Annotated in this window: 14 protein-coding genes; 6 read left to right on the forward strand and 8 right to left on the reverse strand. The window is 71.1% G+C overall.

The features are described 5' to 3' along the window. Positions 1 to 62: 62 nt before the first annotated feature. Positions 63 to 890 (forward strand): GNAT family N-acyltransferase, encoded by an 828-nt coding sequence (locus ACFYXH_RS22865; protein WP_389565882.1) that lies wholly within the window; start codon positions 63 to 65, stop codon positions 888 to 890. Continuing rightward, complete coding sequence (locus tag ACFYXH_RS22870; RefSeq protein ID WP_389565885.1) at positions 887 to 1,756, forward strand: lysophospholipid acyltransferase family protein; 870 nt, start codon at positions 887 to 889, stop codon at positions 1,754 to 1,756. The genes ACFYXH_RS22865 and ACFYXH_RS22870 overlap by 4 nt, the downstream gene beginning before the upstream one ends. Here ACFYXH_RS22870 and egtD read toward each other — a convergent pair. From egtD to egtA, 4 genes are read right to left on the reverse strand one after another with little or no spacing between them, the layout of a single operon-like run. Continuing rightward, positions 1,651 to 2,613, reverse strand: coding sequence for an L-histidine N(alpha)-methyltransferase (gene egtD, locus ACFYXH_RS22875; protein ID WP_389565887.1), 963 nt, complete (start codon positions 2,611 to 2,613; stop codon positions 1,651 to 1,653). The genes ACFYXH_RS22870 and egtD overlap by 106 nt on opposite strands. Continuing rightward, on the reverse strand, positions 2,610 to 3,365 hold the full coding sequence (gene egtC / locus ACFYXH_RS22880; protein WP_389565890.1) for an ergothioneine biosynthesis protein EgtC: 756 nt from the start codon (positions 3,363 to 3,365) through the stop codon (positions 2,610 to 2,612). Before egtC ends, egtD begins: the two co-directional genes overlap by 4 nt. Then, positions 3,365 to 4,681, reverse strand: a complete 1,317-nt coding sequence (gene egtB / locus ACFYXH_RS22885; RefSeq protein ID WP_389565892.1) for an ergothioneine biosynthesis protein EgtB — start codon at positions 4,679 to 4,681, stop codon at positions 3,365 to 3,367. The genes egtC and egtB overlap by 1 nt, the downstream gene beginning before the upstream one ends. Further along, a complete protein-coding gene (gene egtA / locus ACFYXH_RS22890) occupies positions 4,678 to 5,952 on the reverse strand; it encodes an ergothioneine biosynthesis glutamate--cysteine ligase EgtA (RefSeq protein ID WP_389565895.1) in 1,275 nt (424 codons plus the stop codon). Before egtA ends, egtB begins: the two co-directional genes overlap by 4 nt. A gap of 126 nt (positions 5,953 to 6,078) precedes the next feature. On the opposite strand from egtA, the gene ACFYXH_RS22895 reads away from it, so the two are divergent. Then, positions 6,079 to 6,912 (forward strand): TIGR02452 family protein, encoded by an 834-nt coding sequence (locus ACFYXH_RS22895; RefSeq protein WP_389565897.1) that lies wholly within the window; start codon positions 6,079 to 6,081, stop codon positions 6,910 to 6,912. Here the strand turns inward: ACFYXH_RS22895 and ACFYXH_RS22900 are convergent. From ACFYXH_RS22900 to ACFYXH_RS22910, 3 genes are all read right to left on the reverse strand, one after another. Then, positions 6,897 to 7,370, reverse strand: a complete 474-nt coding sequence (locus ACFYXH_RS22900) for a type II toxin-antitoxin system PemK/MazF family toxin (protein WP_389566766.1) — start codon at positions 7,368 to 7,370, stop codon at positions 6,897 to 6,899. The genes ACFYXH_RS22895 and ACFYXH_RS22900 overlap by 16 nt on opposite strands. Before the next feature lie 68 nt (positions 7,371 to 7,438). Then, complete coding sequence (locus tag ACFYXH_RS22905; protein ID WP_389565899.1) at positions 7,439 to 8,887, reverse strand: flotillin family protein; 1,449 nt, start codon at positions 8,885 to 8,887, stop codon at positions 7,439 to 7,441. A gap of 72 nt (positions 8,888 to 8,959) precedes the next feature. After that, positions 8,960 to 9,178 carry a hypothetical protein gene (locus ACFYXH_RS22910; protein WP_385308847.1) on the reverse strand — a complete coding sequence of 73 codons (219 nt, stop codon included), beginning with the start codon at positions 9,176 to 9,178 and terminating at the stop codon, positions 8,960 to 8,962. Positions 9,179 to 9,338: 160 nt separating this feature from the next. On the opposite strand from ACFYXH_RS22910, the gene ACFYXH_RS22915 reads away from it, so the two are divergent. From ACFYXH_RS22915 to ACFYXH_RS22925, 3 genes are all read left to right on the forward strand, one after another. Further along, a complete protein-coding gene (locus ACFYXH_RS22915) occupies positions 9,339 to 10,361 on the forward strand; it encodes a LacI family DNA-binding transcriptional regulator (protein WP_389565902.1) in 1,023 nt (340 codons plus the stop codon). A gap of 77 nt (positions 10,362 to 10,438) precedes the next feature. Beyond that, positions 10,439 to 10,708 (forward strand): hypothetical protein, encoded by a 270-nt coding sequence (locus ACFYXH_RS22920; protein ID WP_389565905.1) that lies wholly within the window; start codon positions 10,439 to 10,441, stop codon positions 10,706 to 10,708. Between the two features lie 193 nt (positions 10,709 to 10,901). Further along, positions 10,902 to 12,086 (forward strand): thiolase family protein, encoded by a 1,185-nt coding sequence (locus ACFYXH_RS22925; RefSeq protein WP_389565907.1) that lies wholly within the window; start codon positions 10,902 to 10,904, stop codon positions 12,084 to 12,086. 33 nt (positions 12,087 to 12,119) lie between these two features. On the opposite strand, the gene trxA is transcribed toward ACFYXH_RS22925, so the two are convergent. After that, the gene (trxA, locus tag ACFYXH_RS22930; protein ID WP_327327444.1) at positions 12,120 to 12,515 is read right to left on the reverse strand and encodes a thioredoxin; all 396 of its coding nucleotides are present in this window, start codon (positions 12,513 to 12,515) and stop codon (positions 12,120 to 12,122) included. Positions 12,516 to 12,560: the final 45 nt, after the last annotated feature.

Below are 12,560 nucleotides of genomic sequence, written 5' to 3' on the forward strand. Positions count from 1 at the left end.
AGTAAGGAGCCGGGCCGCCGCACCCGCGGTCCGTCCCTTACCGTCCGGCACAGGAGACTGCCATGCCCGCATCGCCAGCCGTCGTCCCCGCCCCTCTCCCCGCACAGCTCTCCGCGCCCATGCCCTCACCCCTGGCCGCTCCCGGCCCGGAAACCGACCAGCCCCGCTATGTCGTCGCTCTCGCCCGCGACCAGGAGGACGTACGGGCCGCGCAGCGGCTGCGTCACCAGGTCTTCGCCGGTGAGATGGGAGCCAGGCTCGAGGGCCCCGAGCCTGGCCTGGACATCGACGCCTTCGACGCGTACTGCGACCACCTTCTGGTCCGCGAGGCGGACACCGGTGAGGTCGTCGGCACCTACCGGCTGCTGCCGCCCGACCGCGCCCGGGTCGCCGGACGCCTCTACTCCGAGGGCGAGTTCGACCTCGCCAGGCTCTCCCCGATCCGCGACGACCTCGTCGAGGTCGGCCGCTCCTGCGTCCACCCCCTGCACCGCAACGGCGCCGTCATCGCGCTCATCTGGGCCGGACTCGCCCGCTACATGGTCCGCACCGGACACAACTGGCTGGCCGGCTGCTGCTCGATCCCGCTCGCCGACGGCGGCACCCTCGCGGCCGCCACCTGGGACACCGTGAAGGCCAAGAACCTCGCTCCCGAGGAGTACTGGGTCACGCCCCACAAGCTCTGGAACCCCGAGTCCGTCGAGCGGCCCGCCGGGCGCACCGAGCTGCCCGCCCTGCTCCGCGGCTATCTGCGACTCGGCGCCTGGGTCTGCGGAGCGCCCGCCCACGACCCCGACTTCGGCGTCGCGGACCTGTACGTCCTGCTCTCGCTGCGCCGCACCAACCCCCGCTACCTGCGGCACTTCCTCTCCCTCGCCCCGGCGCGATGAGCGTCTGGCTGCCCAGCGCACCCTGCACCCCGCGGGGCTGCGCGACACACCACGGCCCGGCGGCCGGCGCGCTCAGGGCGGCTGCCCGGCTGCTGGCGGGGACGCTGGCCGTCGTCGTGGGCCTGCTGCTCGCACCGTTGGCCGCACTGCTGGGCACCCTGTTCGGCGCCCGGGTCCGGGACGTCATGACCCGGAGCTGGGCGCGCGCGGTGGTACGCGCCTTCGGCGTACGCTTCCGGATCGTCGGCCTGCCGCACGGGCCCCGGGCCTCTCTGGTCGTCGCCAACCACATCTCCTGGCTGGACATACCGCTGATCGCGGCGGCCCTGCCCGGACGGATGCTGGCCAAGACCGAGGTGCGGCGATGGCCGGTCCTCGGGCCGCTCGCCGCCCGGGGCGGCACCCTCTTCCTGGAGCGCGACCGGCTCCGTACGCTGCCCGCCACCGTCCGCGAGATGGCGTCCGCGCTCGACGACGGGTCACGCGTCATAGCCTTCCCCGAAGGTTCCACCTGGTGTGGACGCGGTCAGGGCAGATTCCGGCCCGCCGTCTTCCAGGCCGCGCTGGACGCGGGCGCCGCCGTCCAGCCCGTGCGCATCAGCTATCTGCCCACCGGCGCGGCCGCGTTCGTCGGCGACGACCCGCTGGCCGCGTCCCTGTGGCGGGTCGCGGCGGCCGGCGGGCTCACCGCGGAGATCCGGCTGCTGCCGGTCATCCCCGCGGGGAGCTGCCCCGACCGCCGCTCACTGGCCCGCGCGGCTCAGCTGGCCGTCGCGAGAGAGAGCGCGAACCTGCCTTCCGTATCCGTCCACCAGTGCGTCAATACCATCCCGGCTTCGGCCAGTTCGGTGCGTACACCCTCCTGACGGAACTTCGCCGACACCTCCGTACGCATCTCCTCGCCCGCTTCGAAGGAGACCTCCAGATCCAGCTCGGGGATCTTCACGTTCAGCGCGGAACGGGCCCGCAGCCTCATCTCGATCCATTCCTGCTCGCGGTCCCACAGCGCCACATGGTCGAAGTCGTCGGGGTCGATGTCCGCGCCCAGCTCCCGGGCGATGACGGACAGCACGTTCTTGTTGAACGCGGCCGTCACCCCGGACGCGTCGTCGTAAGCCCTGACCAGGACTTCCTCGTCCTTCACCAGATCAGTGCCGAGCAGCAGCGCGTCGCCGGGTGCGAGAAGTGAGCGCACGGAGCGCAGGAAGACGGCGCGCTCGGCAGGGAGCAGATTGCCGATCGTGCCGCCCAGGAAGGCGACCAGACGCGGCCCCGGGGTGCCGGGCAGCGCAAGCCCGCGCGTGAAGTCGGCGATCAGGGCATGGACGTTCAGCCCTGGCCGCTCGGCGAGCAGCGACTTGGCCGCGCCCGTCAGCGCGCTCTCGCTCACATCGACCGGCACATAGCTGTGCAGACCGTTGAGCTCGTCCAGCAGATGCCGGGTCTTCTCCGAGGAGCCCGAGCCCAGTTCCACCAGGGTGCGTGCCCCGCTCACCGCGGCGATCTCGGATGCGCGAGCGGTCAGGATCTCCCGCTCGGCACGTGTCGGGTAGTACTCCGGCAGCCGGGTGATCTCTTCGAACAGCTCGCTGCCGCGGGCGTCGTAGAACCACTTCGGCGGCAGAGCCTTGGGCGTACGGGTCAGGCCGTGCAGCACATCCGCGCGCAGGGCGGCGTCCGTCGCGTCCTCGGGCAGGGTTCGGGTCAGCAGGAACGGGCTCACGCGGTGGGCTCCTTGAGCGGGGTCAGCAGGACATCGGTGCGGGTAGCGGCCAGCAGGGTGCGGTCGGGAACCTCGCGCCAGTGCGGATCGTCGTCGTACGGCTCCGAGGCAACGACCGTGCGGCGGCCGGGCTCGGCCAGATACCAGAGCGTGTCGCCCCACGCGGTCGCCGCGATCGTCTCGCCGTCCGTGAGAAGCAGATTGAGCCGGGACCCCGGCGCGGCCGCGGCGGTCTCCCGGACGGTGTCGGCCAGCGCCTGGCCCATTTCGTCGCCGTCGCGCAGCCGGTGCAGCAGCAGCGCCCACACCAGCGCGGAGTCGCAGCGGGCCTCGAGCGAGAGCAGCTCGGCCGCGGGCAGCGTCAGGGCGAGCCGCTCCAGGGAGCCGGGCCAGCCGCGGACCGCGCCGTTATGACTGAACAGCCACGGCCCGGCGGCGTACGGTGCGGCCGCCGCCTCGCCGTCCGCGCCCGCTTCGGTGGCGTCGCGGACGGCGGCGAGCAGGGCCCCGCTGCGGACCACGCGGGCGAGGTCGGCGAAGGAGAGATCGGCCCAGATGGGGCCGGAGCGCCGGTAGCGGGCGGGTACGGGATCGTCCTCGGCGTACCAGCCGACCCCGAAACCGTCGGCGTTGACCGTTCCGTGTCGCTGGTGGCGTGGCGCCCACGACTGCCGGTACAGGCCGTGCACGGGCTCGACGAGCAGCTGCCCGAGCGGCAGCGCAGGCCCGAGGAAGGCGAGATGGCGGCACATCAGGCGACGCCGTCTTCCTGCGGAGCCGCGTCCCGTGCCGTGCGGAACCCGGAGAAGATCTGGCGGCGCACCGGCAGATCCCAGTTGCGGAAGGTGCCGCGGCAGGCCACCGCGTCCACGGCGAACGAACCGCCGCGCAGCACCTTGTGCGCGCTGCCGAAGAAGACCTCGGAGTACTCGCGGTAGGGGAAGGCGGCGAAACCCGGATACGGGAGGAAGTCGCTCGACGTCCACTCCCACACATCGCCGATCAACTGCCGTACACCGAGCGGTGATTCACCGTCCGGATAGCTGCCGACGGGAGCGGGCCGCAGATGGCGCTGGCCGAGATTGGCGTGTGACGGTGTGGGATCGTCGTCGCCCCACGGGAAGCGGCGCGAACGGCCGGCGTCCGGATCATGCCGAGCGGCCTTCTCCCACTCGGCCTCCGTGGGCAGCCGCCGTCCCGCCCATCGGGCGTACGCGTCGGCTTCGTACCAGCTCACATGCAGCACCGGCTCGTCCGCGGGCACCGGCTCCGTCACGCCGAAACGGCGGCGGAGCCACTGACCGCCCTCACGCCGCCAGAACAGCGGCGCGGCGATGTCGTGCTGCCGGATCTGGTCCCAGCCCTCGGCCGCCCACCAGCGGCGCTCCGTATAGCCGCCGTCCTCGATGAAGGCCTGGTACGCGCCGCAGGTCACCGGCACCGTATCGATGAAGAACGCCGATACGAGACGCTGGTGCGCGGGCCGCTCATTGTCCAGCGCCCATGGCTCGGTGGAGGTGCCCATCGCAAACGGGCCACCGGGGACGAGGACTTCGGCCGGCAGGCCCCTGGTGCTGCCCGCCGGCGGCTCGGGCGCGGTGAGCGCGGCCGGCCCCTTCCTCAGCTGATGGGTGATCAGCATGGTCTCGTCGTGCTGCTGTTCGTGCTGGGCGATCATCCCGAACGCAAAGCCGGCATCGACGAGACGCCCGCCTTCCAGCGGGGTGCGGTCGAGGACGTCCAGGACCCTGCCGCGGACGTCGGAGGCGTACGCACGTGCCTCGGCCGGGGCCAGCAGCGGCAGCGTGGGGCGCAGTGCGCGCGGATGTTCGAAGGCGTCGTAGACGGAGTCGATCTCGGGCCGCAGTGCCTCACGCCCGGCGACCGTACGCAGCAGCCACTGCTCCTCCTGGTTGCCTATGTGTGCCAGGTCCCAGACCAGCGGGGACATCAACGGAGAGTGCTGCGCGGTCAGTTCATGGTCGTCGACGCACGAGGTGAGCGTGGCCGTCCGGGCTCTGGCGGCGGTCAGCGCGTCGAGGGCGCGCCGCCGGAGTTCTTCGGTCATGTGCGGAGTTCCTTCCCGAGGGAGGGGAAGCGCAGATCGTCGGCGGGACATCGGCCCCGCAGGACATGGCGCTCATTGAAGGCGGCGACCGCGTCCCGCACGGCGTCCGACGCGCCGATACGGGGGAGTGCCTCCAGTGCGACGGAGAAGCAGGTCACCGCGGCCGCGTGCAGCTCGGGATCGGCCAGTGCGTCCCTTGCGGCAGTGATCCAGAGCGGATTGCGCGGCGCGGGCAGCGGACCTGCCGTCTCTGCCAGCGGTTTGACGGCGCGATAGACCGTCTCCGCCGCCTCGGCGTCGTCGAACAGGGCCGTGGTGACGGCGAGCGGCACCATCCAGCCGTCCTCTCCGGACTGGGCGTCGATCATGCGCAGCTCGAGATGGCCGCGCGGCCTGACGGGTGGAAAGAGCGTGGTCAGGTGGTAGTCGAGATCCTCCCGGGTCGGCGGACGCGGCACCCCTGAGCGCATCCACTGCCGGAAGGTCAGTCCCTCCGGCAGCTCCCACGGCCCGTCGGCCGCCCGTACACACATCACCGGCGCGTCGAGCGCGTGGGCGGTCCAGGCGGAGTGCGGCTCCATGTACAGGGGCGGCGCCACCGGCCGTACGGCATCGAGCGCGGCCCACACGGCCTGCCGGGTCGACCGCCAGCCCGTGTAGCGCCCTTCCCGTGCGGGGGAGTTGGCGAAGGCCGCCATCAGCACCGCGCCCAGCAGATGCGCGAGCTGCCAGCGCCGGCCGTGCCCGAGCGGTCCCGGCTCCTCGTGGCCCGCGTCGAGGCAGACCTGGATGGATGCGGAGCTGCACATCATGGCGCGGCCGGACGGACCCGTCCGGTCGAAAAACGCCTCCATGGCGTCGTAACGGGGTTCATGGAGAAGCCGGCGCGGCGGATGCCACGGGTCGAGGCCGAGTCCGGTGAGAGCGAGGCCTGCCGGGCGGAGCGCGGCGCGAACGGCGTCCAGATCGGCGGCGGTGGAGTCGATGCACTCCATCAGGGAGGCGGCGGGTGGCGAGCTGAGCTCCAGCTGGCCGCCTGGTTCGAAGGTGAGAGCGGAGTTCAGTGGCAGGGAACGCACCTGGTCGAAGGCCGCCGTCAGGCGGTCGGCCCGGACCGGGCGCTCGGGTCGGTCCAGGTCATGAACGAGCCATTCCACCTCCACACCCACGGTGCGGGGCGGGCCGTTCTTGAAGCAAATACATCGGAGCAGGTCCTCCGCTTCATCCTCGGCGATCGGCCGGCCTTGGTCACCGGCATCGGGTGGATGCATGATCGACTCCTCCTGTCGAAGGCACTCTGCCAACCTAAGTCCACGGCCGCCGCTTCGCACAAGAGTGCCCTTGGCAGTCGGAAATACGCTTGCCGCGTCTCCTGCCGGTCACTGACGATGTCCCTCATGAGTGCACGACTGCGGGGGATCGCGAAGCAGACCGAGGCGATCGTTGAAACGGGAAACTACCTCGGACCTGATGGACGAGAGGTCCCGATCGGGCGGGCGGTGACCGCCGCCCTGGCCGGCACCAGGATGTACGGGCCCGAGGCCGTCCAGGTCACGCCGGACACGGACCGTACGACAGCCTTCGAGGTCACGGCCGAGAGCAGCACGGAAGCGGCCCGCCGGCTGACGGCCGCCGACCAGGCGCCGGTCGCCGTCCTGAACTTCGCCTCCGCGCGCAACCCGGGAGGCGGCTATCTCAACGGCGCACAGGCCCAGGAGGAGGCGCTCTGCCGCGCCTCGGCGCTGTACGCCACACTGCTGCGCGCCCCGGAGTTCTACGACCATCACCGCGCCGAGCGCAACCCGTTCTACACCGACCGGGTCATCCACTCGCCCGGCGTCCCGGTCTTCCGCGACGACCGCGGCCGGCTGCTGGGCGCGCCGTACACCGTGGGCTTTCTGACCTCGCCCGCGCCGAACGCCGGAGTGATCACCAGCCGCAGCCCCGATCAGGCGCACCGCATCCCGGCGGCCCTCGCCGCGCGGGCCGAGCGGGTCCTGGAGACGGCCGTGGAACACGGCTACCGGCGCCTTGTGCTCGGGGCCTGGGGCTGTGGGGTCTTCCGCAACGACCCCGCGGCGGTGGCGGACGCCTTCCACGCCCTGCTCACCGGGAGCGGCCGGTTCGCCGGACACTTCGAGGAGGTCGTCTTCGCGGTACTGGACCGTACGGCCGAGGGCCCGACACTCGAGGCCTTCCGGCGCACCTTCGCCGGTCAGCTCCAGCCGTAGCGCTCCCGCAGCCGCTGTACGACCACATCGAAACGCGGCCGGTCCAGCGCGCACGCCTCACGGCGCATACCGTCCTCATGCACCCGCAGCACCCGGTCGAGATCGACCCAGGACTCGCGTCCCGCGCGGTCCCACGGCCCGACACCGATCGCCACCCACTCGCGGTCATGGTCATGGCGCTTGCTGGAGAGCTGTACGGCCAGCAACGTGCCGGCCGCCTCACGGGCCACCACGAGCACCGGCCGGTCCTTGCCGCGACCGTCGTTCTCCTCGAAGGGCACCCAGGTCCAGACGATTTCGCCGGGATCGGGATCGCCGTCGCGATCCGGAGCGTACGAGGTACGGACCGGGCCCACCTCGGTGGGGTCGGCCTCGGTGGTGGCGGCGGGGCCGCTGCTGCCGGGAAGGTCGGAGGGGCCGTTGGATGCGCCGGATGCGCCCGCCGCGCCGGAGAAGATCGTCACCCGCCACACGGTAGGACCTGTGCGGTCCGTTCCGCAGGGCGGGTGCCGTTACTCAGCGGGACTCAGTCCTTCGGCTCGTCGGTCACCGGGATCTTCTCGGTGTGCGGTGCGGGCGGCACCATGCCGTTCACCGCGCCGCTCACAGCGCTCTGGCCGGCGCTCCGGCCACCGCCCTGGCCACCGTTCTGGTTCATGGTCGACAGCAGCTGGCGCGCCAGACCCAGCCCCGTACCGCCCATGGTCAGTGCCTTCGCGAACATGTCCGACATCCCGTCGGCCCCGTTCAGCAGGATCATGTGATCCACATTGCTGAACGCACCGGCGCCCGCCTCGACGATCTCCGGCCACTTCTCGGCCAGTTGCTGGGCTACAACGGCTTCCTGGTTCTCGGCGAGCGCGGCCGCACGCGCCTTGATCGCGTCGGCCTCCGCCAGACCCTTCGCCTTCACCGCCGCGGCCACCGCGAGCCCGCGGGCCTGGTTCGCCGCAGCCTCCGCCTCACCGGTCACCCGGGTCGCCGTGGCTTTCGCCGCGCTCGCCAGCTCGGTCTCCTTCGCCTCCGCCTGCGCCGCGGAGATGCGGGCGTCCCGCTCGCCCTCGGCCAGCGTCCGCTTCTCGTACGCCGCGGCGTCCGCGGGCTTGCGCACATCCGCCTGGAGCTGCTGCTCGCGACGGTGTGCCTCCAACTCTGCGACCCGGGTCATCTCGACCACGACCTGCTGGCGCGCGGCCGCGTCCGCGAGCGGACCGGCCTGCTTCGCCTTCGCCGAGGCTTTGTCACGCTCCGCCTGATAGCCCGCCTGCAGGATCTCGCTGTCCCTCGTCGCCTCCGACATCCGGGCCGCAGCCTGCTGTTCGGCCTCCGTGGCCCGCCGGTTCGCCTCGGCCTGCGCGATCCGGGCGTCCCGCTGGACCGCGGCGGCGTGCGGTGCCGCGAGATTCTTGATGTAACCGGTCGGGTCCTCGATCTCGTGGATCTGCAGCGAGTCCACGATCAGGCCCAGCTTCTCCATCTCGGTGCCGCAGGCCGCCCGCGTCTGACCGGTCAGCTTCTCCCGGTCGCGGATCATGTCCTCGACCGTCAACCCGCCGACAATGGACCGCAGATGGCCCGCGAAGACGTTGTGGACGCGCTCCGCCATCAGCTTCTGCTGATCGAGGAAGCGGCGTCCGGCGTTGGCGATCGACACGAAGTCGTCGCCGACCTTGAAGATGACCACCCCGCGCACCTTCAGTGGAATGCCCTGGTGTGTCACGCAGTCCACGGACAGTTCGGTCTCGTTGAGGTCCAGCGACATTTTGCGCACCGCCTGGATGCCGGGCAGGACGAGCGTTCCGCGTCCGGTGACGATACGGAACCCCATACCCTCGCCGAGGCCTTCGGTCCGGTGCGTGGAGCCAGAAATGATCAGCGCTTCGTTCGGCTCGGCGACTCGCCACATGAGCTTGAACAGGCTGATCAGGACAATGATGGCAGCGAGTACGAGTCCCGCCGCGACGCCGACAACCATCGGCACAGCCCCCTTCGCCCGGTGCCGTCCGGCACCGGATGACCGGGAGTGTCCTCCTGATCGGGAGGGGGCTCAACTGCCGTACGCGGATGTGACATAGACGGTGCGCGGCGGCAGATGTTCCACGACCGTCACCACCGTGCCGGTCTCGATGCGGTCCTGCGCGGAGGCCGGATAGGCGAGGAAGTGCTCGGCGCCGCCGCGGATATGAACGATGACCTCACCGACGAGCCCGGGTCCGACCGTGCCGGTCACCCGCCCGAGCAGCCCCACCATCGACTCGTCGTCCATGGCGGGGAGCCTACCCGCGCGGCTGGGGTCGGCGACCGTCACCAGCGAGGGAACCAGCAATGCGATACGGGTCGTTGACGCGTGTAAACGCTGTGCGGCATTCGTTTCCGGCCATCCGCGAAACCCGGCGCGGAACCGGTCTGGAAGGATGCGGAGAGCGATGAGCCAGACACCCAAGCAGTCCGCAGAACGCCCCGTTCCCACCAGTGCCGATGTCGCCCGGCTGGCCGGAGTTTCGCGCGCCACCGTCTCGTACGTGCTCAACAACACCTCGGCCGTCCGGATCAGTGAGCCCACCCGCCGGCGGGTCCACGAGGCCGCCGAAGAACTGGGCTATGTGCCGCACGCCGCGGCCCGCAGCCTGCGCGCCGGTCACACCCGGACGGTCCTGCTGCCCACCGCCCATGTCCCGGTCGGCCCGCTCTACAGCCGTTTCTTCAAGGAACTCCAGTGCGCGCTGCGCCGCCTGGACTACACCGTCGTGCAGTACGGCAGCCTCGGCCTCGAGGGCGACGAGGCCGCCCGCGCCTGGGCCGAACTGCGGCCCGTCGCGGTCGTCTCGCTCGGCGAGGTCGCGCTCACCCCGCACGGCGTCGACGTCCTCAAACGCTCCGGTGCGAAGGCCGTCATCACGCTGGGACCCGAGCGCGTCGACGGCGCGCACTCCCTCGTCATGGACCAGCGGGAGATCGGCGGCTGCGCGGCGACGCATCTGATCGGCCGAGGCTGCCGCAGCATCGGCGTCGTGCTGCCCGAGGAACCCGGCCTGGAGCTCTTCTCCCGCCCCCGGCTCGTGGGCGCGACCGAGGCCGCGACCCGGACCGGCGCCCGGATCGAGCCGCTGCCCCTGTCGTACGCCGAGGAGTCGGCCGGCGCACTCGCCGCCCGCTGGCGGCAACTGGGCCTCGACGCGGTCTACGCCTACAACGACGAGTACGCCATGCTCCTGATGCGCGCACTCCAGGACGCGGGCATCGACGTCCCGCGAGAGACCGCGGTGGTGGGTGCCGACGATCTGCTGCTGGGCAAGCTGTTGCGGCCACGTCTGAGCACGGTGCGGATCGACCTGGTCACCGGACAACGCCTGGCGGAGCTCGTCGACCGGGTCGTACGCGACCCGGGCGCCGAGCCCGAGCCGCACGATCTGATGGGGGCGCGGGCCGTCCACCGCGAATCCAGCTGAATCCGCGCGCCGAGGGCGGTATCCGGTCTGCCAAGAACGACATGCGGGCCGGGCGGGGCGTGTCTAGCGTCGCTTGCATGAGTACTCATCCGCAGCGCTTCGAGATCCTGGTGGTGCCCGAGCACATCGAGGGCGACGACGCGGCATCCCTGGCCGGGAGTGCCATCCGCTCGGCGGTCGTGGACGCGACGGGCCGGTACGGATCCTCCGGTTACCCGCGCTATGCGGGCGACGGCATGGTGGCCGACATCGATCCGGAGACGCGCACGGTCGAGGCGCTGCTGGTGGACGGGTCGGAGCTGGACTACGGGCTCTCGGCGAGAGTGGTCGACGCGGAGGACGCCTGACAGCCAGCTGTTGCCCGATGCCCGCGTTCCGGCGGATTCCTGTGTCGAGCGACAGCGGGCGCCTTCCGCCGTTGACCGTGGGTTCCTTCGGCCGTTGACAGCGGACGGCACCCGGCAGAGACTCGGGCGGGGCATGTGTGAACCATCGTTCACCAGGCAATAGCCGAACGGCCCAGGCCTTGGGAGAGATCCGATGAGCATCCGCGACGTCTACATAGTCGACGCCGTCCGCACCCCGATCGGCAAGTTCGGCGGCGCGCTCTCCCCCGTACGTCCGGACGATCTCGCCGCGCATGTCGTCAAGGCGCTCGTGGACCGTGCCCCGGAGCTCGACCCGGCCCGTATCGACGATGTGGTCTTCGGCGACGCCAACGGCGCGGGCGAGGACAACCGCGACGTCGCGCGCATGGCAGTCCTCCTCGCCGGGCTGCCCGTCTCCGTCCCCGGTGTCACCGTCAACCGCCTGTGCGGCTCGGGCCTGGAGGCCGTGATTCAGGCCGCGCGCGCGATCGCGCTCGGCGACGCGTCGATCGCGATCGCGGGTGGTGTCGAGTCGATGTCCCGTGCCCCCTGGGTGCTGCAGAAGCCCGAGCGGGCCTTCCCCGCCGGCCACCAGCAGCTGTACTCGACCACTCTCGGCTGGCGTATGACCAACCCGCGGATGCCCGCCGAGTGGACCATTCCGCTCGGCGAGAGCGCCGAACTCATCGCCGACAAGCACGGCATCACCCGCGAGGAGCAGGACGCCTTCGCGCTCGCGAGCCACCAGAAGGCCGCCGAGGCCTGGGGCAAGGGGCTGTACGACGGTGAGGTCGTTCCGTACGACGGAGTGGACCTGGCCCGCGACGAATGCATCCGCGACTCCACGTCCATGGAGGCGCTCGCCAAGCTGAAGCCGTCCTTCCGTGTGGACGGCGCTGTGACGGCGGGCAACTCCTCGCCGCTCAACGACGGGGCCGCCGCCCTGCTTCTCGTGAACGAGGAGGGCCTGCGCGCGACCGGCCGTGAGCCGCTCGCCAGGATCCGTACGTCCGCCGTCACCGGTATCGAGCCGCAGCTCTTCGGCCTCGGCCCGGTCGAGGCGGTGCACAGGGCGCTGGCCAAGGCCGGCAAATCCTTCGCCGACCTGACCACCTTCGAGCTGAACGAGGCCTTCGCCGCCCAGTCGCTCGGCTGCCTCGCCGAATGGCCGGACCTGGACCCGTCCCTGGTCAACCCGCGCGGCGGCGCCATCGCCATCGGCCACCCGCTCGGTGCGTCCGGCGCGCGGCTGGCCGGCTCCGTCGCCCATCAGCTCGCGGCCGCGGGTTCCGGGACCGGCCTTGCTGCGCTCTGTATCGGCGTGGGCCAGGGTCTCGCTCTGGTCCTCGAGCGCTGAGCCGGACTGCTGTCAGGCCTCTCCGGGCTGCTGTCAGACCTCTGTCGAGGGCTCCGTCTCGGCAGCGCCGGTCTTCGCCTCGTCGATCGACTTGCGAACCTCGTCCATGTCCAGCGCGCGCGCCTGACCGATCACGTCCTCCAGCGTGGCCTCGGGCAGCGCGCCGGGCTGGGCGAAGACCGCGACGTTGTCACGGACGATCATCAGGGTGGGGATGGAGCGGATCTCGAAGGCGGCGGCGAGCTCCTGCTGAGCCTCCGTGTCGACCTTCGCGAACACCAGGTCGGTGTGGCGCTCCGACGCACCTTCGTAGACAGGGGCGAACTGTCGGCAGGGACCACACCAGGAAGCCCAGAAGTCGATCAGAATGAAGTCGTTGTCGGTGACGACCTGATCGAAGTTTTCCTTGGTGAGCTCAACAGTGCTCATGACGTGCTACCTCTTCCTGATGTCCCACGGACTCGCCCCCGACAA

This window comes from Streptomyces sp. NPDC002730 (genome assembly GCF_042888805.1).
Classification (GTDB): Bacteria; Actinomycetota; Actinomycetes; order Streptomycetales; family Streptomycetaceae; genus Streptomyces.